The sequence below is a fragment of the Bacillus sp. EB106-07-01-XG149 genome, from assembly GCF_058791555.1.
Window position 1 is genome coordinate 23208 of record NZ_JBYTDP010000003.1, and the last position, 22150, is coordinate 45357.

The 22150-nt window shown below is 35.6% G+C and carries 21 protein-coding genes and 3 pseudogenes; 15 read left to right on the plus strand and 9 right to left on the minus strand.

Going from position 1 to position 22150, the window contains the following annotated elements; genetic code table 11:
* Positions 1-50: 50 nt before the first annotated feature.
* Positions 51-1460, minus strand: a pseudogene (locus AC3WTA_RS12340) (IS1182 family transposase).
* Positions 1461-1869: 409 nt separating this feature from the next.
* Between AC3WTA_RS12340 and AC3WTA_RS12345 the strand changes: the two are divergent.
* The 7 genes and pseudogenes from AC3WTA_RS12345 (at position 1870) to dnaB (ending at position 8821) form a co-directional block, all read left to right on the plus strand.
* Positions 1870-4185 (plus strand): AAA family ATPase, encoded by a 2316-nt coding sequence (locus AC3WTA_RS12345; RefSeq protein ID WP_492332898.1) that lies wholly within the window; start codon positions 1870-1872, stop codon positions 4183-4185.
* A gap of 567 nt (positions 4186-4752) precedes the next feature.
* Positions 4753-5091, plus strand: a pseudogene (locus tag AC3WTA_RS12350) (magnetosome magnetite crystal formation protein family).
* Between the two features lie 3 nt (positions 5092-5094).
* Positions 5095-5346 (plus strand): hypothetical protein, encoded by a 252-nt coding sequence (locus AC3WTA_RS12355; RefSeq protein WP_447614195.1) that lies wholly within the window; start codon positions 5095-5097, stop codon positions 5344-5346.
* Between the two features lie 8 nt (positions 5347-5354).
* A pseudogene (locus AC3WTA_RS12360) lies at positions 5355-6098 on the plus strand (MerR family transcriptional regulator).
* Between the two features lie 52 nt (positions 6099-6150).
* Complete coding sequence (locus tag AC3WTA_RS12365) at positions 6151-6477, plus strand: nucleoside triphosphate pyrophosphohydrolase (protein ID WP_492332899.1); 327 nt, start codon at positions 6151-6153, stop codon at positions 6475-6477.
* A gap of 197 nt (positions 6478-6674) precedes the next feature.
* Positions 6675-7538, plus strand: a complete 864-nt coding sequence (locus tag AC3WTA_RS12370) for a DnaD domain-containing protein (RefSeq protein WP_098633526.1) — start codon at positions 6675-6677, stop codon at positions 7536-7538.
* Positions 7535-8821: a replicative DNA helicase gene (dnaB, locus tag AC3WTA_RS12375; RefSeq protein WP_431122993.1), complete on the plus strand. Its 1287-nt coding sequence runs from the start codon at positions 7535-7537 to the stop codon at positions 8819-8821. Before AC3WTA_RS12370 ends, dnaB begins: the two co-directional genes overlap by 4 nt.
* Before the next feature lie 91 nt (positions 8822-8912).
* On the opposite strand, the gene AC3WTA_RS12380 is transcribed toward dnaB, so the two are convergent.
* Entirely contained in the window at positions 8913-9698 is a 786-nt protein-coding gene (locus AC3WTA_RS12380) for a TrmB family transcriptional regulator (protein ID WP_098080475.1), read from the minus strand.
* 233 nt (positions 9699-9931) lie between these two features.
* Here AC3WTA_RS12380 and AC3WTA_RS12385 point away from each other — a divergent pair, with 233 nt between their 5' ends.
* On the plus strand, positions 9932-10699 hold the full coding sequence (locus tag AC3WTA_RS12385) for a TSUP family transporter (protein WP_064469163.1): 768 nt from the start codon (positions 9932-9934) through the stop codon (positions 10697-10699).
* 169 nt (positions 10700-10868) lie between these two features.
* Here the strand turns inward: AC3WTA_RS12385 and AC3WTA_RS12390 are convergent, their stop codons facing one another.
* Positions 10869-11756, minus strand: a complete 888-nt coding sequence (locus tag AC3WTA_RS12390; RefSeq protein WP_098222598.1) for a DMT family transporter — start codon at positions 11754-11756, stop codon at positions 10869-10871.
* A 297-nt stretch (positions 11757-12053) separates the two neighbouring features.
* Here AC3WTA_RS12390 and AC3WTA_RS12395 point away from each other — a divergent pair, with 297 nt between their 5' ends.
* Entirely contained in the window at positions 12054-12209 is a 156-nt protein-coding gene (locus tag AC3WTA_RS12395; RefSeq protein WP_016136571.1) for a hypothetical protein, read from the plus strand.
* A gap of 148 nt (positions 12210-12357) precedes the next feature.
* Here the strand turns inward: AC3WTA_RS12395 and AC3WTA_RS12400 are convergent, their stop codons facing one another.
* From AC3WTA_RS12400 to AC3WTA_RS12415, 4 genes are all read right to left on the minus strand, one after another.
* Complete coding sequence (locus AC3WTA_RS12400; RefSeq protein ID WP_492332900.1) at positions 12358-12885, minus strand: permease; 528 nt, start codon at positions 12883-12885, stop codon at positions 12358-12360.
* Entirely contained in the window at positions 12882-13364 is a 483-nt protein-coding gene (locus AC3WTA_RS12405) for a hypothetical protein (protein WP_098251793.1), read from the minus strand. Before AC3WTA_RS12405 ends, AC3WTA_RS12400 begins: the two co-directional genes overlap by 4 nt.
* The gene (locus tag AC3WTA_RS12410; protein WP_098251792.1) at positions 13357-13698 is read right to left on the minus strand and encodes a PadR family transcriptional regulator; all 342 of its coding nucleotides are present in this window, start codon (positions 13696-13698) and stop codon (positions 13357-13359) included. The genes AC3WTA_RS12405 and AC3WTA_RS12410 overlap by 8 nt, the downstream gene beginning before the upstream one ends.
* A 223-nt stretch (positions 13699-13921) precedes the next feature.
* Positions 13922-14047: a YjcZ family sporulation protein gene (locus AC3WTA_RS12415; protein WP_000540385.1), complete on the minus strand. Its 126-nt coding sequence runs from the start codon at positions 14045-14047 to the stop codon at positions 13922-13924.
* A gap of 199 nt (positions 14048-14246) precedes the next feature.
* Between AC3WTA_RS12415 and AC3WTA_RS12420 the strand changes: the two genes are divergently transcribed.
* The 3 genes from AC3WTA_RS12420 to AC3WTA_RS12430 all read left to right on the plus strand — a co-directional run bounded on the left by AC3WTA_RS12420 (position 14247) and on the right by AC3WTA_RS12430 (position 16415).
* Entirely contained in the window at positions 14247-14492 is a 246-nt protein-coding gene (locus AC3WTA_RS12420) for a hypothetical protein (RefSeq protein WP_000013662.1), read from the plus strand.
* Positions 14493-15157: 665 nt separating this feature from the next.
* The gene (locus AC3WTA_RS12425; protein WP_097860122.1) at positions 15158-15742 is read left to right on the plus strand and encodes a CGNR zinc finger domain-containing protein; all 585 of its coding nucleotides are present in this window, start codon (positions 15158-15160) and stop codon (positions 15740-15742) included.
* A gap of 118 nt (positions 15743-15860) precedes the next feature.
* Positions 15861-16415: an HPP family protein gene (locus AC3WTA_RS12430; RefSeq protein ID WP_000065737.1), complete on the plus strand. Its 555-nt coding sequence runs from the start codon at positions 15861-15863 to the stop codon at positions 16413-16415.
* A 166-nt stretch (positions 16416-16581) separates the two neighbouring features.
* Here AC3WTA_RS12430 and AC3WTA_RS12435 read toward each other — a convergent pair whose 3' ends face one another.
* A complete protein-coding gene (locus AC3WTA_RS12435) occupies positions 16582-16692 on the minus strand; it encodes a YjcZ family sporulation protein (RefSeq protein ID WP_000505686.1) in 111 nt (36 codons plus the stop codon).
* 153 nt (positions 16693-16845) lie between these two features.
* Positions 16846-17112, minus strand: a complete 267-nt coding sequence (locus tag AC3WTA_RS12440) for a YmzC family protein (protein ID WP_000432379.1) — start codon at positions 17110-17112, stop codon at positions 16846-16848.
* Positions 17113-17670: 558 nt separating this feature from the next.
* On the opposite strand from AC3WTA_RS12440, the gene licT reads away from it, so the two are divergent.
* The 3 genes from licT (at position 17671) to AC3WTA_RS12455 (ending at position 22092) form a co-directional block, all read left to right on the plus strand.
* A complete protein-coding gene (licT, locus tag AC3WTA_RS12445) occupies positions 17671-18519 on the plus strand; it encodes a BglG family transcription antiterminator LicT (RefSeq protein ID WP_001219873.1) in 849 nt (282 codons plus the stop codon).
* Between the two features lie 145 nt (positions 18520-18664).
* The gene (locus tag AC3WTA_RS12450) at positions 18665-20557 is read left to right on the plus strand and encodes a beta-glucoside-specific PTS transporter subunit IIABC (RefSeq protein ID WP_070168496.1); all 1893 of its coding nucleotides are present in this window, start codon (positions 18665-18667) and stop codon (positions 20555-20557) included.
* Positions 20558-20652: 95 nt separating this feature from the next.
* Positions 20653-22092, plus strand: coding sequence for a 6-phospho-beta-glucosidase (locus tag AC3WTA_RS12455; protein ID WP_070168497.1), 1440 nt, complete (start codon positions 20653-20655; stop codon positions 22090-22092).
* Positions 22093-22150: the final 58 nt, after the last annotated feature.

A 22150-nucleotide genomic window follows, 5' to 3' on the forward strand; every position in this document is an offset into this window, starting at 1 on the left:
TTGGTTGATAAACCAGATGCAAAACAAGAAAGGCGACTTTTCATTCTTTTTTACTTTGTTTCTTTCATCAAGGTTAGGATTCGTTTTAAATTAACAGCGAATATAGCCATTGCACCTTGCAGTTGCATGCCAATCGGACCCGAGGAAGATGCCACATCATACCAGTGTCTATGCTTAAGTTCACTATTTTTCGCTTCAATTTTATAACGCTCTTTCCCCTTTTCTTTAAAATATGCACTTTCTTGAAATGCTTGTTGTTCCTTATGTTCAGTGGATTTTATTGTTACAGAATATGTTTTACTTTTAGCGCCTTCTTTGTAACACCCACTTTTGAATGGGCATACCTTGCATTTTTCAATATCAAAATAGTAGGTATGACTTTGATTATTGTTTGTTCCTTTTTTACCTGTGCGTGCTCTACGAACAGCCATATGTCATATGTCCAGCTTTACAGACATACATACCGGCATCTTTATTAAACTCAAATTCATCTTCTTTTTGACGCGGTCCTTGTGTCACAATAGGGTTTAATTTCGATACTAATTGTAATTGATTTTGGTTGGCGTATTGAATATTATTTTTCTCCGAATAAGCAGTATCTCCAATAACTGTATCAATTTCCATCCCTGTTTCACGAGTTTTTTCAATCAATGTTTGAAGGTATTTTCCATCGCTTTTTTCACCCGTTGTAATCACCGCAGCTGTAATGATGCGTTCTTCATTCATCGCAATATGTGTTTTATAACCAAAGAAAGAAGAATCCGCTGTTTTATGCCCAATTCGTGCATCAGGATCTTGCGAAAATTGAAGGTATTCTTGGTGATCTTCTACGATTTCTTTTAAATAATTCAGTTTTTCTTTCACATTTGGATATTCACGAATGATTTCCTCTTTTTCTACTGTTTCAATCACTTTTTGACAATATTCAAGTTCGTCACTTAAGTCATCTGTCATTGTTTTTGGTGGAAACTTTTCCTTCATTCTTTCGGTGATTTTTGATTGAAGCGTGCTTTTGTATGCGTGGCATTAACAATAATAGATTTATTTTTAATCAAGTTTTTTTCGAGTGCAATTTCCACTGTTTTTTGAATGAGCATGTCAAGTAAACCTATATCTGTTAGACGAAGCTTGCGGAACTTCGTTAATGAACTAGGGTCAATGACCGTATCTTCTGGTGCCATATCTAAGAAATATTTAAAGGACATATCGTATTTTGAGCGTTCTACAACATCTACATCTGATAAATCAAAAATAGATTTTAGTAATAAGTATTTAAACATACGAACAGGGGGCACTGCGTTGCGATCGTTATCGAGACAATATTTATCTTGTAGTTCTTCTAAAACAAAAGAAAAGTCTACCAGTTCATTGAATTGACGAAGCATATTATCCTTTGGTACAACGATATCGTAAATCGCCATAAATGGACTGAGGTTAAGAGATTGTTGGTTAGAAATCATCCGAGACACCACCTAGAATTAGTACAATCATTATACATGAAAAAAGCGAAAGCTTCCTCGATTTCATCGAGGAAGCTTTCGCTTTTTAAAATGGAAGGTATGTGTTAAATAATGTATACTGAAATAGGAAATTTGTTACAGGTCCATGTGAGGGAGAGAGAATATGAAACTATTAAATAATATTTATTCTAACCATTACAAGGATATTAAAAATATCTTATTAAATGCAGTTGAACTTAAGATCATAAGCCCATCCTAAATGGAGGCAATGGATAATTTTTTTAGTAAATTAAATGGAAAGGGCATCAAATGTATTTCGTTGACAATTCCATTTTTACATTTGATCCGGTCTGAACATGTTTGTAAATTCATTATACGTTTAATTAATATATTGAAAGAAGGTACTATTTTGATTGAGAAAATAAATATTGAAAGTTTTGGATCATTCAAAGATTTTAAATGGACCAAAAATGTTAGTTCATTACTAGGTACATTTAATATTATTTACGGAAGAAATTATTCAGGTAAAACCACTTTGTCTAGAATATTTAGGTCTTTAGAGCAGAAGAAATTACATGCAGATTTTGAAGATGGAAAGTTTAATGTTGAATTATTGGATAAAAGGTCTTTAAGTCATTTACAGTTAGCTAGTTCAGACCTAAAGTTACGTGTATACAATTATGATTTTAAAACTGAAAATCTAAGTTTTCTTTCTAACAAAGAAGGTGAAATTATACCTTTCGCAATATTAGGAGAACAAAATGTCGAAACAGAAAGAAAAATTTCAGAAGCTAATATCGAGTTACAGTCAAACAAGCTTAAGCTTAATGGTAATAATGAAAAACTAGGGATTATAAGTAAGTGCGAAACTTTAAAAAAAGGACTAGAAGACCTTGAAAAGTCTTTAGATGATAAGCTCCGTGAAAGAGCGAGAAATATAAAAAGGGATTCAACATTATTTAAGATAGGGGTTAAAAGTGACTATAATATTAGAGATATTAAAGCTGAATTGAGATTAGCAAAAGAATTATCAGTTGATGAATCAGATAGAATGAAGAAAATTTTAGTTGAAGAACATAAAAATTCACTAGCTGAAATAAAACAGCCTGTATTTAAACTAGAGGAATATATTGAGGCAAGCAATGAACGGCTAAGAAAATCCATTAGTCCCAGTCAATCAATTAAGGACTTGCTTGATAACTCGGATTTGCAAAATTGGGTTAGAGAAGGGATAGATCATCATAAAAATAAGAGAGACCGATGTGCGTTTTGTGATTCAGAGCTGACTACATTTCTTTGGGAAAAGTTAGGTGAACACTTTACAAAAGAAGCTGAATCTCATAAAACAGAAATAAATAAATTAGTAAAACAAATGGAAGGGCACAGAGATGAAATAGAATATATAGTGCCTAACCATATAAATGATTTTTATATTGAATTTCAAAGTGGTTATCAAAATTTAATAAATGAATGGAACGAACTAAAAAATAAATACTTGAGTGATTTAGATGATATATTAGGTTTACTAAGGCTAAGATTTAATAATATCTACAATGAGTATAGTCTTGATAAGAGTGCTTTAAACAATTCGCAGGAACTTTTAGTTAGTTGCATAGTAGAGATGAATAACATTATTAAACAAAATAATGATTATAGTAACAGTATAACTGATAAAAAAGAAGAAGCTGTTAGAAAGTTGCGATTAAATAACATTAAAAACTTCATTGATGAAATAAGATACGGTGAAGAATTAAAGAGAATTGAACATCAAAGAGAACTTTTAAAAGAGAAAAAGGAAGAGTTAAGTACGGTGAAAAAAAGTATAAAAGAAATAGAGTCCAACATTGCGTATTTAAGAACTCTTTTAAATGATGAACTGAAAGCAGCAGAAAAAGTTAATGAATATCTTAGGGTTTCTTTAGGGCACCCAGAGCTTACTCTTGAAGTTGAAAAAGTAGGTAGTAAAAGTACTTTTGTGATTAAAAGGGAGGGGGAGATTGCTTATAATTTAAGTGAGGGAGAACAAACGCTAATATCATTTAGTTATTTCTTAGCTCAATTAAAAGATATTCCTGCTAGTGATAAAGATGACTACATAATTTTTATTGATGATCCAATTTGTAGCTTGGATTCTAGCAATATTTTTTCTATATTTAGCTTAATTGATTCTGAAATCAATCAAGATAAATATAAACAAATCTTTATATCTACTCACAATATGGACTTTCTAAAGTACCTTCGTAGAGCAAGTAGAAGGAAGAATTATTTTATGATTGAACGATTATTAACAGATAAGAGTAATGCCAATAGTAAGTTAGTAGATATGCCAAAATATATGCGAGAGTATGTTACGGAATTTGTTTTTCTCTTTGAACAGATCTATAGAGTGGCAAACGAGGTACAGGGTGAGGAGAATTATCATGTCTTCTATAATTTTCCTAACAATGCACGGAAATTCTTAGAAAGCTATCTGTTTTTTAAGTACCCAGATATTAAGATTAAAAATGATGATAGAATAAATAGGTTCTTTGGAGAATCGTCACAACAAGTTGCTTTTATGCAAAGGATTAATAATGAATACTCACATGGTGAAGAACAGTTTGATCGGTTATCGAAGCCGATCGATATTCCGGAATTTCAAAAGGATGCGTTGTTAATACTAGATACCATTCAAAAAAAAGATATTGAACAGTATAATGCTCTTTACAATAGTATAAAAAAATAAAGTAACTTTTGTAGGGAATCAGGATAATTTTAATCAATGAGATATTTTTTAGATTTTAGAAATGTAATCATTTTGAGCAGTAGAGTAGAGGAAGGTAAAAAACTTAATTTTTCAAGTTTTTTTTGCGTTTTTTATTGATAGACTATAAGGGGACGAATCCTTAATCGCTATACTCGTATCTTTAGAGAATCTATTTTTTGCTCTATTATATTTCATATATTTCAAAATTAGTGGCGTTATTGGTAATGTAGGTCATTAATTAAAATTCATTTAAACTAACTATTGATCGAAAAAGGAGTTATTGATCAAATCTTGACCAAACAGTAGAAAGTTTGTCTTTCAAAAAGAGCCAAAAGTTTTCCATATAAAGAAAACCCCTTGACTATCAAGGGGTTTTTCATATGATCCCGACTGGTCTCGCACTAGCGACCGCCACCCTGTCAAGGTAAAAGTCTAATTTTATCTATATTGATATTAATCAATTTTTTCTATACATTCCCCTTGCATCTCCCCTAACGTCACCCCCTAACCTAAAGAAGACAAAACAAAAGGGGGAGCGAACTACTCATGAAAACCACCACAAAAGAAAAAAGAAACACCATCATCATGCTACTACTTTCAGCTGCAATAGGAATCTTTTCACCACTACTCATGTAGATCACACTGGCACGTAAAAATGAGGTGTATAAATATCATTGCCGAAAGGCGTTCAACTTTCATTTATTAATTTTTCTTCTATTTAATATTAGTTCGCGTATTAGTGATGTTTTGTTTTGGATTGTGTTTGCCTTTGAGATCGTTCAAGTGATTTTTGTTGCGTGGAAAGTAATGCGCGACGAACCATATCGTTATTTCATTCGAATTCCGTTATTTAAAGAAGATAAGTATATAGTGGAAGGAGAATAGGTGATGAAACAAGAAGTGGAGATAAGGGGAAAGCGATTTTTCGTTATGATTGCATTGTTGTTTATTGCAGTTTATATCGTTTTACGAAGACGAAAATATGAGTACTTTTATGATGGTATTAGCGAGTATGAACATCGTTATAGAGGGAGTGTTCCTTTTGTATTGCTTGTTTTAGGGTTGTTTCAATATTATAGACAAAATGAGATGAGTTTTTCTCATATGCTTCAGTATGTGAAAGAGAAGTTAGCGGAGTAGGTGATGATATGGCGTGGATGATTAGTGAGTTTGCAAGTGTTGGGGATGTTACGGTGCGGACGCTTCGTTATTATGACAAGATTAATTTATTAAAGCCGAGTGATTATACTGAAGGCGGGCATCGGTTATATACGAAAGATGATTTGTATGTGTTATAGCAAATTCAATCGTTTAAGCATCTCGGTTTTTCGCTTGGTGAAATTCAAAATATTATATTGCAGCGTGATATAGAGACTAAAGATTTTTTAAGACAGATGCATTTTCAAAGGGAATTGCTTTTGGCGGAGCAAGAAAGAATTGCGAAGGTGCTTTCGCAAATGGATGAGATGAAGAAGAAATTTCAAGAGGAAGAACGAGTGGATGTCGCTTTATTTTCTTCATTTCTGCAAACTTTTATATGGGAGAAAGAGAATAAGGAATGGTTAGAGGAACATTTTTCAAAAGAAAGTGTTCAAGCGGTTTATAATAATAAGGAATTAAAAGAAAAGTTTGACCGGCGATTTATGGATGTGATAGGGAAGTTGAAAAAGTATAAGGAAGAAGGGACGGATCCGAGTCATCATGACGTTCAAGTTACCTTGAAGGAATTTTTCAATGTAATAGAAGAGGTAACGAACTATCTTGATACACCTCAAAGCGATATAGAGGATATAATCCAAAAATCGAACCTCCCACTATCCGAATTTCCAACGCTCTTCACAACCGAAGAAGAAAACTATATAAAAGAAGCAATCCAGCAGTTTAACAACTAGTTAAACTGCTTTTCCATTATAATAGAAGAAAAACCAAACGGAGGAAAATCCCATGCCAACCTACAACAAACTAATCCGAAACAAAATCCCACAAATAATAAAATCCAACGGAAAAACACCCACAACAAGAATCCTAAACGAAGATGAATACATAGAGGAACTCTGCAAAAAAACACAAGAAGAACTAACAGAATATATCGAAGCAAAAACAAAACCGCATAAACTAGAAGAACTATCCGACCTACTAGAACTAATCAACGCCCTAGCCGAACACGAAGGCACAACACTAGAAGAAATCAACAGCATCCGTAAAAAGAAAACAGAAGAACGAGGTGGCTTCTCAAATCGAGTATTTCTAATCGAAGTAACCGATAACTAGCCCCTCCTAAGCCCCTTACAAGCCCCTACCAAGTAATAAATCACTAAGAAAAAACACAACAAAACAAAAACAACAACAAACACCGTAGTAGGAGTCGAAAAAAATTTTGAAATAACACGCCAAAAACCCGGCCCTCCTTCCTATATATAGTACAAAGAGGAAATTTTCATTTTTGAATTAGGACGGGAGGAATTGGGATGGCGGTGTATCGTACTGTGCAGGTGAATTTTTGGCAGGATGATTTTGTTTTGGATTTGACGCCGGAGGAGCGGTATTTTTATGTGTATTTGTTAACTTGTTCGAAGACGACGCAGTGTGGGATTTTTCCTTTTCCAAAGCGGTTAGCTGAGATGGAGACGGGTTATAATCGGGAGACTGTTGATAAGCTTGTGCAGCGCTTTATTGATTATGGGAAGATTCTTTATGATGCGGATACTCGTGAGTTATTCGTTTTAAATTGGCTTCGTTATAATCCGGTGACGAATACGAATGTGGAGAAGTGCGTTCTTCGTGAGCTGAAGGGTGTGAAGAATAAGGAGTTTGTACATATGTTTCTTCAGAAGTGTGTAGAGGAGGAGCTGAATGTTCCGATGCTTTTAGCGCATTTCGGTATGCCGAGTGATTTGGCTGTGGATGATGTTGAGCCAGTTTGCGAGGAGACAGAGGCGGAAGGAGAGGTTATAGAGGAAGAGGCGGGAAGTCGCGTGTTTTCTTTTTATGAGCAACATTTTGGTAGTTTGTCTCCGTTTGCGGTGGAGGAACTGAGTGCGTGGATGGAAGATTTGTCAGAGGAGCTTGTGCTGAAGGCTCTTCAAATTGCGTTTGAGAATAATAAGCGGACGGTTGCTTATGTGAAGGGGATTTTGAGGGGCTGGCACGGGAAAGGATTTACGAAAGTGTGTGAGGTTGAGGCGGATACGGCGAGCTTTAGGAAGAAGGATTCGTCTGTTAGTACGGGGGAGACGGAGGAGTTTTTGGCGAGGTGTGAGGAGTGGGAGAAGAATGCGCCGTCTGAGGAAGAGTTGCAGCGCTTTTTAGCGGAGCGCGGGTGGCGGCCATGAGTATTCAAAATGTGGAGGCGGAAAAGACGGTGTTAGGTTCTCTATTACTTGATGGAGAGCTTATTAAGGAGTGCCGTTTGACGGAGCAGTATTTTTCTCTGTCAGTGCACAAGTCTATATTTCAGTTAATGCGGAAAATGGAAGAAGAGGGGCAACCGATTGATCTTGTGACGTTCATTTCTAGGGTAGATCCGAAGTTTTTAGAGGGGATCGGGGGAATGGAGTATTTTATAGGGTTAATGGATGGTGTGCCTACAATTGCCAACTTCTCTTATTATGAGGGGCTTGTTCGAGGTGCCTGGAAAATGTATCAGGCGGGTGTTCTCGGGCACAAGATGGGCGAGCGTCTTATTGCGGAGAAGAATGAGAAAATTATTGGTGAGACGATTACGGCACTTTGTGAGTTAGAGGAAAAGGACTGTGTATGTGAGTTTGATTTGAAGGATGCGCTAGTTGATTTATATGAAGAGCTTCATCAAGATGCGAAAGAGATTACTGGTATTGAGACTGGTTATACATCGCTAAATAAAATGACGTGCGGATTGCAAGAAGGTGATTTTGTCGTCCTTGGTGCGCGTCCTTCTATGGGGAAGACTGCGTTTGCGCTAAATGTCGGACTACATGCGGCGAAGTCTGGAGCGGCGATAGGATTGTTTTCGTTAGAGATGAGTAGTAAGCATTTGTTAAAAAGGATGGCGTCTTGCGTGGGCGAAGTGTCAGGAGGTAGGCTGAAAAATCCGAAGCATCGTTTTGCGATAGAGGACTGGGAAAAGGTGAGTAAGGCGTTTGCGGAGATTGGTGAACTGCCATTTGAGATTTACGACAATGCAGGTGTTACGGTGCAAGATATTTGGATGCAAACTCGTAAGTTAAAGAGGAAGCACGGTGATAAAAAGGTTTTAGTTATTGTAGATTACTTGCAGCTTATTACGGGCGATCCGAAGCATAAGGGCAATCGATTTCAAGAGATTAGTGAGATTTCTCGTAAACTTAAACAATTAGCACGTGAATTAAATGTTTGTGTAGTAGCGTTGTCACAATTATCTCGTTCCGTAGAAGCACGTCAAGATAAGCGACCTCTTTTATCTGATTTAAGAGAGACAGGACAAATTGAGCAAGATGCGGATGTCATTATGCTTATGTATCGTGAAGATTATTATGATAAGGAAACAATGCAAAAAGAGATGACGGAGATTCATGTGGCGAAGCATCGGAATGGGCCTGTGGGGAGTTTTAAATTGAGATTCTTGAAGGAGTTTGGGCGGTTTGTGGAGGGGAAATAGTTGAAAGACTTGAGTATGACTTTGCAAATAAAGCATAAGTTTTTCATTTCATTAACTTATGCTTTATTCTTTGATTCTTTCAATATCCTTCTTACTTTCCCATAAAGAAGGATTTTCTCTCTGCAGTGATCCATTGCTGCAAATCGTCTTGGCTACGTCGGACAAGTCGGTTCACTAATACATCATGCCATACATAATCCTCTAATAGGTATATATGAACCGGGTCATCTGTATAAAAAGCAACATTACGCTCTTCAAGTGATGGTCCATAAATCATCTCTTTAGAATCTATCGATAAAATAAACCAATGTTCTGTAGAGCGAGTTTCTGTATAGGGTGTGATACGATGGGCTTCTAGATTTTTAATTGGATTTTCAACATGTAAGGTAATACCTTGTACTGTAACTTTATCAGCGACCGCAGATAGTTCCTCTTTTAACGCTTCATACATCTCATCCCACATTGAAATGACAATACGTTTTTCTGCTTTTTTTATTAATGTCTGACAATAGCTAATGATTGTTTTTTTGTCTTTTAAAGTAATCACTCGATTATCCGTTTTTTCCTCGGAAGTTTCTAGTTTTTTTAATGAATCACTGATTCCTTCATACGTAGACTGCCATTCTGATTGAGCCTTTTGTAAAAAGATTTCAACAGGTAGAGGTGAATAGCGAGTGGTGTCATTTATTTCTTCCTTCATGACAATTCCTTTCTCTACAAGGTTACCTAAAATCTCATAAATTCGCGCTCTTGGGACACCTGAATCCTTACTCACTTGGTAGGCTGTGACAGGCCCCTGTTTAACAAGAGATACATAAGATTTAGCTTCATATTCATTAAAACCAATTTTTTTAAGCTGTTGTACTATGTAGTCCACTTTTTTCGTCCTCCGATGTTTGCTTTTATCCCGCTATTTGCCGGGCAGTAAGATCCCCACCTCAAAATTCAGCGGAAGCAAAGAAGTTAGGTGGGGGGTCGGGCTGCCCGTAAAAGCCCGATTGGTGAGGGCTGATTAAAGTTTCACTTTATATTTCAACGTTACAATAACTCTTTACATTTAGCAAATTGATAGTTACTATTACAATAGTGACTAAAGGGGAGGCTACTCGTATGGATTTTTATTTAGACCCATCTATATTAATTATTTTGATTGTTTTTGGATTTGTAGCTGCATTTATTGATTCAGTTGTAGGTGGTGGTGGATTGATTGCCTTACCAGCTTTATTATTTACAGGGCTGAATCCAGCAAGTGCAGTAGCCACGAATAAACTAGCATCAACAATGGGGAGTGCAACTAGTAATATTGTGTTTTATCGTTCTGGTAATCTTGATTTGAAATCGGCTTTGAAATTATTTCCAATCACTTTTATAGGCTCTATAGTAGGTGCATGGACCGTTCATTTAATGAACCCAGAAGTACTGAAGCCATTGATGCTGGTAATGCTTGGTGCGGTGGCTATTTATACGATATTCAAAAAGGATTGGGGTAGTATTTCTACTCATAAGAAATTATCTGGTCGACACGTCATTATTTTTACCTTTTTTATTTTTGCTATTGGTTTTTATGATGGATTTCTAGGGCCTGGCACAGGTTCGTTTTTAATGTTCGCTCTTTTATTTATTGGATATGATTTTTTAAAAGCAGCAGGTAATGCGAAGTTTCTTAATTTAGGAAGTAATGTTGGTGCATTGTTAATATTTATGTATGTAGGGCAAGTAAACTATGCGTATGGTTTTATAATGGGGATTGCTCAAATTGCTGGAGGAGTCGTTGGCTCCAAATTTGCTATAAAAAAAGGAAGCGGGTATGTTCGTGCTCTTTTCATTACAGTAACTTGTTTATTGTTAGCGAAAAATTTGTATGACTATGTGCAGTAAGTAATGTAGAAAAGGTTAGCTATGCAGGCTACATAAATATAATAATTCTTTATAACATATTTTAGATGCTACCTTATTCAAAGATAGCATCTAAAAAAATTAAGGTAATAGGGTGAAAATAATACAAACGAATATTTTCGGGGTATGTTTATGTACGTTAGCGAAGTAACTATTCCATATTCTTCTTATAATTAACCCGCAACAACCCCTTAAAATCCACCTCAGCAATCAAAACACTCACTAATATAAGCGTCGCGCCTAAGTATCCTTTTCCAGTAAGTGTTTCACCTGTGAAAACGAAAGCGAAGCCTGCGGAAAAGACAGGTTCTAATGAGAAGATAAGTCCTGTATGTGTAGGCGTCGTATATTGCTGGGCGATTACTTGCACGATGAAAGCGACTGCGGTGCAAAATATGCTTAAGGCTAGGATGATGAGCCATGAGTTGGTTGTGCTAGGCAGTTTTGGCGTTTCGATAATGAATGAAAAAATAAGACTAAATAGGCCGACGAAACCGAGTTGTATGACTCCAAGTGCAATGGAGTTCACATGTTTCGTTACGCTACCAGTAATGATGACGTGAATCGCATAAAATAAGGCAGACAATATGCAAAATATATCGCCATTACCGATCTTGAATTCGCTCGTTAATGTTAATAAGCCGATTCCAATTATCGTTAAAAAGATTCCTACTATCACTTTCTTTTCCGGAATGTGTTTTAAAAATATAGCTGATAAGATCGGAATGAAAATGACTGTGAGACATAGTAAGAAACCAGCATTAGAAACACTCGTATACTTTGTGCCGAATGTCGCGAAAATGTAAACGATAAATAAGACAGAAGCGAGTATAAATGCATATTTTACTGTTTCAAAATCGAATTTGAATAAATGTTTGTAAAATATTAAACCTGATAAAAGAAAGGCGATGATAAATCGTAATGCAATTAAGTTGTATTCTTCGATGCCTTCAAGTCCAACCTTTGTAAGTAAGATGGATGCACCCCAAAAGAATGTAACTAGTAGTAGCCCTAAATCCGCTTTTAATTGTAGTTTCATTTCTATTCCCTCGTTATGTATAAAATTTTAAATCCCATACCCCTATCCCCATTTTTTATTTTAATATTAATTCAGAATATTTAAAACATAAATTTACCGACGGTTTTTTCAGAACAATTGGGAAGTAATAGTATGTATATAAAAAGCCCAGTTGGGAGGGGCTTTTTTCTATGTAAAATTTCATCTGTTTTGTTTACATAATATCTTTACAATCATTTGATAAAATAAAGTCAACTGCATATTGTGAGGGTGGATGGTTATCCCTTCTTTCTATTCGGAAGGAAAGGAGGTGATAATATGGAGTTTTTGATTGATCTTGTAAAAGAGTTTCTGAAAGCGACTGTGCGCGAAGTTTCAGCGTATTTTTTGCGGAAGCAACTTCTAGATAAGGACAACAAAAAACCCACTCCGCGCCGTAGGAAGCAGAAGGGTGGGTTTCGTAAAAAGAAATAACTTATAATAACTACCACCCTATACGGTAGCAGTTAGGGAAGAGATGTTAGCGCATCTCTTCTTTTATTATATGCCATTTTATTTGATGTCATACTTATATAGTATTCTACCGAAAATATATCATATTCCTATTTTATGGTCAATTTGATTACATTTCCTCCGTAACATCATACCGAAGCAACTGCCCCTGATCATAAAACCTCTCAAAAAGAACCCCCATTACATAAAAGAATACTAGCCCGAAACCAATATGAATGAGTGTAAAAGTAGCTCCAAATGAAGAAAATTCATACACGAGAATTGGCAATTTCGCAGTTGTCCAAACGCCTAAGAAAAAGACGATATACCGAATACTTGCGCCTTTCTTTAGGAGTAGTGCTGCAATTGGGAAGGCAACGTAGAGAGGACCAGCTGCAATGCCGCCTAATAATAGAGAGAATAAGATTCCGTATACGCCGGATTTTTCGCCCATATATTTCATGAGCGTTTCTTTCTTCACCCATTGATCAAGTAATCCTACAAATACTAGGACAGGGGGAAGGAGAAACAGCATATCTAAAATGCTATTCCCTGTTAGTTGTAATGCGCTCCATCCTAAAGATTGATTAATAAAAGTTAATACAAAGAGCCCCAGTAATAAAATGAAAAAGAAGCGATATTTTTTTAGTTCCTTCATACCATCACCACCCAAATGATATAGGAGAATAGGAGAGACATGAGCAAAGCAGATGCATTACGTGCGTAAGCAAAACTTCGCCCGAATATCTTTTGTTCCATCGGTAAGGTTGTAAGCCCTACTGACATGAGTGTAGACATAAGTGCCGCAACTTGAGGAAGTCCTGCGCCGTGTTGCACTAACGTATGACCAAGTGGGAACACGACGAAGCTTGGAATAAGTGCAACGGATCCGAGTATTGCTGAATAAATAATACCGATGAATCCAGATTGCTCCCCAATAATAGAAGAGATGAAAGACGGCGTTAATATAGAAAGTGATAAGCCAACGAAGAGCATGATGGAGAGCATCGCAGGTAGAAGATTGCGAAACATTTTCCATGACTTCATTAAAGCTTCTTTCGTTTTCGTGCGGTCTTTCATAAAAGAAATCCCCGTAAGAATAATGGCTAAAGTGTAAAGAATCACGCCGTTAATCATGATTGGATTCCTTTAAGTCGTTATATTTGTCTAAGAAAAAGGATAAGTTCTTCATTTTTTCTTCAATATCCATTTGAAACTCTGCCAATTGTTCCTTTCCAGCAGGCATAATTTTGTACATCTTTCTCGGTTTGTCTTGATGATCTGTACTTACATAAGATTCAATTGCACCTTCGTTTTCTAATTTCTTTAGCGTGCGATATAAAATAGCGCTATCGATTGGATTGACGGGAAGTTCTTCTTCGCACTTTTGCAGTAATTGCCCGCCATAGTTATCACCCGCAGCTAAAAATAACAAAAGAAATGCACCTGTATGTCTTCCTGTATGTTTCATGGATATACCTCCTTGAATGAATTAGGATTTATACTGTTAATGACAGTATACTGTTGTTAACAGTATATGGTGCATGAAGTGCTATGTCAATTTTAAAATGTGCGAATTTCGAGGGAGAATTACAAGGATACTATTCTCTAACTATTAACGTTGATAAACTATTAATGAGAAGGGTTGTACATCAAAAAACACAAAAAAAAGACACTCTCAAGAGTGCCTCTTATTAGCAGCCGAATCCGCCGCCCCAACAGCTAGCGCCAACGATGATTAATAAGATAAAGAGTACAACAAGTAAAGCGAATCCGCCGCCGAAACCGCAGCCTCCACCACAAGTACCTCCATAGCCCATATTAACTCCTCCTTCCATAAAGACCATTAATTAATGGATTTAATTTACTTTATGTTTTTACGGATAAACTTGAGCAGGTCCTTTTGAAAAATAAAAGGTGCTTAGATTTTATAAGAGTTGACGACCTTATTTTTGTCACGGGTATTATGCTGATGACATATTGTATTTTATTCTGTGTATTGGGGGAAGGAGGATCTTTATGGCCAATTCTGAAATGATTTTACGATTACTTACAGATTTAAAGATTGAACAGCAAGCTTTAAAAGAGCAGTTGGAAAAAATACAAACAGCTGTAATTGCTCTTGAAGAAAAATCAGCGATTGTGGAAGAGAAACCAACGACTATTGAAGAAAAACCAGCTGTTGCTGCTGCAAAGCAAAGAGCTCATTCTGGACACCCAACATCTTTTCGTGCTTGGAGAGCATCTGCTCAAAGGAATTCATAAAAATATAAGAAAAGAAGACATCTAGTAAGATGTCTTCTTTTACTTGTACAATCCAAATGAGTTAAGAAGGTATATCCATATTGCTTTAAAAATAAGAAGAAAATAACGATTGTCGACTCCTTTTTTAGTATAGCATGTAATAATAAAGATTTTTTATGTAATATTGCATATATATAGATTATATGATGTTAATCTTATATATTTTAGTTGTCTGTTATTTGTTTTAATTCATTTACTTATATTATTTTTTTGAGCGCCCCATTGATGGGGCCTTTTTTTATAATTGTTTTAAGGTGGAAACCCCTGAAGCATTATGAGGGGTTTCATGACTAGGAAAAAGATTATTGGTGCTTAATGAGATGAAGACCCGGATGTTGTATCTGAATTTCTTCTAAATGGATTACTATTAATTTTTAAGCTGTTCCCCATAAATGATAAACCATGCCGATAACAAAAAATGCTAGTCCTACAAACAAAACGGTTAAAGCAAGCATTCCATTTTTATTATGTTCCATAAAGTCAGCTCCTTTTTTATTTACATATAAAAAAGCCTTTAGTCGTAATTATGGCTAAAGGTTTTGGTCTTCATACTTTGTAGTTTATAAAAAAGTTGCACTTCTGTATTAATTTGGAATATGATTGTTTAAAGAGTAGGTGATGAGTACATGCAGGAAAGAAAACAATTCCCGCTTATATCTGGAAATCTCTCATTAGATTTAGTGAATACAGAGTTAGTTAGGCGTGGACAACGTTATGATTTATTAATAACAGATGAAGATGTATTAGAATGGCTACATGTAATAAAGGTTAATCTTCCTTTTTGGAACGAAAAAACACTTATAGAAATTCAAAAGCGAATGAATCAAGTTACATCTAGCATACTGGAGCTAAGAGAATTACTGAGAAAACAGTTTGAGGCAATTGCCGATCAGCACGAAATCTCTGATGATTTTATTACGTATTTAGAAAAACAAATTGAGAAGGCACCATTTACATATAAAGTTATTGAACAGAGTTTAGTACCTATTCCAGTTGGAGAAATTGAGGATGTACTTGTATCGTTAATTGCATTTGATGCTTTAACGTTAATAGTAGAAAATGAGCTTATTTCTCTTAAAAGGTGTTCAAACCCTGACTGTGTTTTATTATTTATAGATAAAAGTGGAAAGCGAAAATGGTGTTCTATGAAAATATGTGGGAACCGAAAAAAGGTAGCAAAATTTCAGGTTCGAAAATCTGAAGAAGTTTAGGGAATCAACTTATAACAGTTGATTCTTTTTTTCTGTGTATTTAAACTAACCTCTAAAATCAATGTTGACCGGTTAGTTCGTTCGGGATATAATTATTGGTAAATAAAGGAGGATAATGATGAGTAATATAACAGCAGCTAAGCAGAAAGAGGATCAACCAATAAGTGTACGATATTTTGCAAAAATGAAAGGGAAAGGAAGAAGTCCATTACAAGTAAATATAAAGGACTCTTTAACGGGATTATTGGGGGGATTTTTAACGATTCTCACCTTAACATATTTAACGAGTATAACTTCTACAGAATTACTAATGGCTCCATTTGGAGCGAGTTGTGTATTAGCGTTTGGAGTTTGGAATGCACCGCTATCTCAGCCGCGTAATATTATTGGAGGACATTTGATTTCAACTTTCATTGGTCTATCAATATATCATTTGTTTGGAAATGAATATTGGACAATTGCTTTAGCAGTTGGTATGTCGATTGCTATTATGATGTTAACGAGAACAACGCATCCTCCGGCAGGGGCTGATCCCATTGTCGTTATTTTAGGAGCATACAGTTGGAGTTATTTAGTAACACCGGTTTTAGTTGGTTCCCTTGTTATTGTAGTTATTGCTTTATTTATTAATAATATGAGTAGTAAAAGGAGCTATCCAACTTTTTGGATATAGTTTGTAAAGTGAAAAACAATATAAGTAATTATATTATTTTTACTATGTTTCATTTTTTATATAGAAAAAGCCTTTGGTCGTAATTACGACCAAAGGCTTTTATTCTCATGCTTTTTAGTTTACAAAGAAAAGACACCCATATAAGAGTGTCTTTCCGATAGTTTGTTTAGCAGAAGCAAGAAGCTCCAACGATGATTAATAAAATAAACAATACAACTAATAGTGCAAATCCTCCAGAAAAACCGCAGCTTCCGCCGCAACTACCACCAAATCCCATAATAGTTCCTCCTTTAATAAGAGGGGAAAACAAAGGGTCACTCATGTTTTTTAACGGATTCCATTTACTTTATGTTTTGAAGTATAAACGTGAGCAGGTCCTTTTGAAAATAAAAAAGACACCTTGAGGTGCCTTTTGTCCAATGTAATTTCATTAATATTCGTTAGCATAAAATTCTTTTATTAGCTTTATTTCATTTGTATCTGGGTTAAATTTAAATATTTTAATTTGATTAGATTCGTCTTTATAGGCAAATGTATTATCGCCAACTTGGGTCATATTGCTCGTGTTTACGATAGGATCACTACCGTGATCAGTGATTTCCACAGTTTTCTCACGATCCCAAAATGCAATGACAATGATCAAGATGATAAGGCATATACGTATGTTACGTAGTTCTCTCGATACAGTATTCTCCATTCGATAGTCTCCTTTGTTGTTTAATAGATTTTGTTTATAAAAGAGATAATTCTTATGAAAATAAATAAAAAAGACACTGTAAAGTGTCTTTTTTATTTGAGTTATGCGCATTGCTTAATAAGACGCTAGTTCCTCAATCTAAATATGAGTAACTATGTAGGGTAGTTTCATTATAACATTTTAACCATTAATGGGTCTATATGGAATTTTATTAATAATTATGTTTGATTATTCAGGATGATAAATATGGTGAAATACGTAAGTCATCTACGGTAATTGTAAAATATAATGATGTATATATTTAGTCTTGTAATGAATGTAAGCAACAGCTGATTAACGGATAGTATTTTTCTTTGTAAAAAAATATTCAATAATTTATTATTGCAACCGCTTACTCTTTGTGTATAATAAAGGTAAGTTAATAAGTAAAAGGATTGTTACTGTTCGGCAGGCAAAACCTAAATTGATCTAGAGGCTACGGGTGTAGTGTGGCTTTTGGAATCAGTTTAGGTTTTTTTTATACCTTTTGTGACTTTAAGAAGAAGAAGGCGGAACAATATGAGAATCCATAAAATCTTAAATAACAATGTTGTTTGTACGATGAAGGATACTGTGACAGAAGTTGTACTGATGGGCAGAGGTTTGGGATTTCAGAAAAAAGTAGGCGATACGATTGATGAATCTAAGGTAGAAAAGACCTTTGTGCTAGAAACAAAAGAATTATCAGAGAAACTCGCTAGGTTGCTAACTGAAATTCCTGTAGAAAATTTAGAGATTACAGAGAGAATTATTCAGTTTGCTAAGAACGCTTTGCCGGGGACTTTAAGTGATTATATTTATCTTACATTAACGGATCACTTAAGTTTCGCCTTAACTCGGCATAAAGAAGGAATGGATCTCAAAAATACTTTGCTTTGGGAGATTAAGAGGTTCTATCAGAAAGAGTTTGAAATTGGTCTACAAGCTTTGAACATAATTGAAGAAGAGACTGGGCTTAGACTTTCTGAAGATGAAGCAGGGTCAATTGCACTACATTTCGTTAATGCGCAGCAAGGAGAGCCCGCGATGCAACAAACGGTAGCGATGACGAAAATCGTCCAAGATATTTTAAATGTTGTAAAGTACCACTATAAGATGAACTTAGATGAGAATTCATTTAATTATAGTCGTTTTGTAACGCATTTACGATATTTTGCGCAGCGTTTAATGCAGAAGGAATTGAACTCGGCCGATGATGATTTTTTATACGAGCAAGTGAAAAGTAAGTATGAAGAGGCATATTGTTGTACAGAAAAAATTGAAGCATACTTACGAAAAGCACATAATAGTCATCTTTCAAAAGATGAAAAAGTGTACGTAACGTTGCACATTCATCGTGTAACGAAACGCAATGAATTATGTAATTGAATAAACGGGATTGTTACTGTTTGGCAGGCAAAACCTAAATTGACTTGTAATGGAGTGATTCGTATGTATCACGCCGTTACGGTTAGTTTAGGTTTTTTCTTTTATAAAATAACAAATGGGATGATTGTAGGGAGGGAAAGTTACTATGAAGTATGAAAAATTAGCAAAAGACATACTGAAGAATGTTGGCGGGAGAGAAAATATACATAGCGTTGTACATTGTATAACTCGCTTACGGTTTCAGTTAAAGGATGAGGGGAAAGCAAATACAGAAGTACTGAAAAGTATGGAAGATGTTGTGACTGTTATGAAAAGCGGCGGACAATATCAAGTTGTAATTGGTAACCATGTATCTGACGTATACAAAGCGGTTATTGCTGTTGGAGGGTTTCAAGAAGCTGAGGAAGAAACTACGAGCGAGAAGAAAAAGAGTAGTCTTATAGATATTCTTTCTAGCATTTTTACTCCTATTTTAGGAGTGTTAGCTGCAACAGGGATGATTAAAGGATTTAATGCATTATTTGTAGCGTTAGGCTGGTTAAGTACACAGTCAGGAACGTATCAAATATTAAATGCAGTTGGCGATTCGTTATTTTATTTCTTCCCGATCTTCTTAGGATATACAGCAAGTAAGAAATTCGGGGGATCACCATTCATCGGTATGGCAATTGGGGGGGCTTTAGTCTATCCAGCTTTATCAGGTTTAAAAGCCACTGAGCCATTATATACGTTATTTGCAGGAACGATGTTTGAATCACCAATTCATATTACGTTTTTAGGCATACCAGTTATTTTAATGAACTATGCATCATCTGTTATTCCAATTATTCTCGCTGCTTATTTTGGAGCGAAAGTAGAACATTCTTTAAAGAAAGTTATTCCGGATGTTGTGAAAACATTTTTATTACCATTCTTCACATTATTAATCGTTGTACCAGTTACATTTCTCGTTATTGGTCCAATTGCGACCTGGGCAGGGCAGTTTTTAGGACAGGCGACGCTTTGGGTGTATCATGCAAGCCCATTAGTAGCAGGTGCTTTACTCGGTGCTTTCTGGCAAGTGCTCGTCATATTTGGCCTTCATTGGGGCGTCGTTCCGATTGGCTATAACAATTTAGCAGTAAACGGTGTTGATCCGATACTAGCACTTATATTTGCTGCCTCATTTGCTCAAATTGGTGCTGTGCTGGGTGTTTGGATGAAAACGAAAGACAAGAAATTAAAAACACTTAGCATTCCAGCTTTTATTTCAGGTATTTTCGGTGTTACAGAGCCGGCGATATATGGGATTACACTTCCTCTTAAAAAGCCGTTTATTATGAGCTGTATTGCTGGAGGAATTGGCGGCGCAATACTTGGCGTATTTGGTACACAAGCTTATATGACAGGTGGACTTGGTATATTTACGCTTCCTACATTCATTAGTCCGAAAGATGGGATTACAGCTGGATTTTGGGGCGCAATTGTTTCAATGATTGTTTCTTTAGTAGTAGGTTTTATTCTAACTTACTTATTTGGTTTTACGAAAAAGAAAACATCTACAGAAACAGAGGAAACAAGTAATAAAATTGCTGCATCAAACGATGATGAAGTAATCTTTAGTCCTTTCCATGGCGCTGTTATGCCGCTTCAAAATATTGACGATGCTGCATTTGCATCAGGTGCGTTAGGTGAAGGAGTTGCGATTGAGCCTTCAGAAGGAAAGTTGTTTTCACCAGTTTCAGGTACGATTGCTGCGCTTTTCCCGACGAATCATGCAGTAGGAATTACGGCGGATTCAGGTGCTGAAATTTTAATCCATATTGGGATGGATACTGTGAAATTAAACGGTGAATTTTTCTCTTCTCATATTGAACAAGGAGCGAGAGTAGAAAAAGGGCAATTACTTATTGAGTTTAATATAGCTGAAATTCAAAAGGCGGGTTATATTGTGACGACACCAGTTGTTGTTACAAATTATGATAAATATAGCATCAAAAAAACGGAAATAGAAAAGATTCAAGCAGGAGATTCCTTACTAAAGTTAGGAGTTAAATAGTAGTTACATTTCATACAGGTTCAAACGAAGAAAGGTATTCTTTAAAACTTACAATGCCTTTCCGCGTTCATTCTTATATAAAGGAGTTTTTCTATATGTCTAAAGTTAATTTTCCAAAAGGATTTTTATGGGGTGGAGCAACTGCAGCCAATCAAGTTGAAGGCGCATATGTAGAAGGCGGAAAAGGATTAACGACGGTTGATCTATTACCAACTGGTGAAAATCGTTGGGATATTATGAAGGGAAATATTCATTCCTTTACGCCGGTAGAAGGAGAGTTTTACCCGTCACACGAAGCGATTGATTTTTATCATCGTTATAAAGAAGATATTGCGTTGTTTGCAGAAATGGGATTTAAAGCGTTACGTGTATCGATTGCGTGGACGCGTATTTTCCCAAGTGGTGAAGATGAAAAGCCAAATGAAGCAGGATTACAGTTTTATGATAATTTGTTTGATGAACTGTTAAAGCACGGTATTGAACCAGTCGTTACGATGGCTCACTTCGATGTGCCTGTTCATTTAGTAGAAAAGTATGGAAGCTGGAGAAGTAGAAAGCTCGTAAACTTCTTCGAGACGTACGCAAAAACTATTTTTAATAGATATAAAGATAAAGTGAAATATTGGATGACGTTTAATGAAATTAATATGCTTTTACATTTACCTTTCATGGGAGCAGGTCTAGCGTTTAAAGAAGGTGATAATAAAAAACAAATTCAATATCAAGCAGCGCATCACCAACTTGTCGCAAGTGCGTTAGCTGTAAAAGCGTGTCATGAAATCATTCCAGATGCAAAAATTGGTTGTATGCTTGCTGCGGGTGCAACGTATCCGTACACATGTAATCCAGACGACGTTCTTCGTGCGATGGAACAAGACCGTGAATCATTCTTCTTCATTGATGTACAAGCAAGAGGAGCATATCCTGGATACGCAAAACGCTTCTTTAAGGATAATAATTTAACAATTGAAATGGAAAAAGAAGATGAGGAAATTTTAAAAGAGCATACGGTTGATTATATTGGCTTTAGCTACTATTCAAGCCGAGCAACAAGTACAGATCCAGAAGTGTTAAAAAGCATAACGAGCGGAAATGTATTCGGTTCTGTTGAAAATCCATACCTTGAAAAATCAGAGTGGGGATGGACGATTGACTCGAAAGGCTTCCGTATTACAGCGAACCAACTGTACGATCGTTACCAAAAACCGTTATTTGTTGTTGAAAATGGTCTCGGTGCAATCGATCAATTAAATGGTGAAGACGAAGTGAATGATGAATACCGTATTGATTACCTAGAGAAGCATATGATTGAAATGTCAGAAGCGATCCAAGATGGAGTAGATATTATCGGATACACAAGCTGGGGTCCAATTGACCTTGTAAGTGCTTCTACTGGAGAAATGAAGAAACGTTACGGATATATATACGTTGATAAAGATAATGAAGGAAAAGGTTCATTAAAAAGATTGAAGAAAAAAAGCTTCGATTGGTATAAGGAAGTAATTAAGACAAATGGTAAGAGTTTGGAGTCTTAAGTATGAAAGGGAGACATCTTGATTGATGTCTTCTTTTTTCATTGTGAATAAAGAAGGG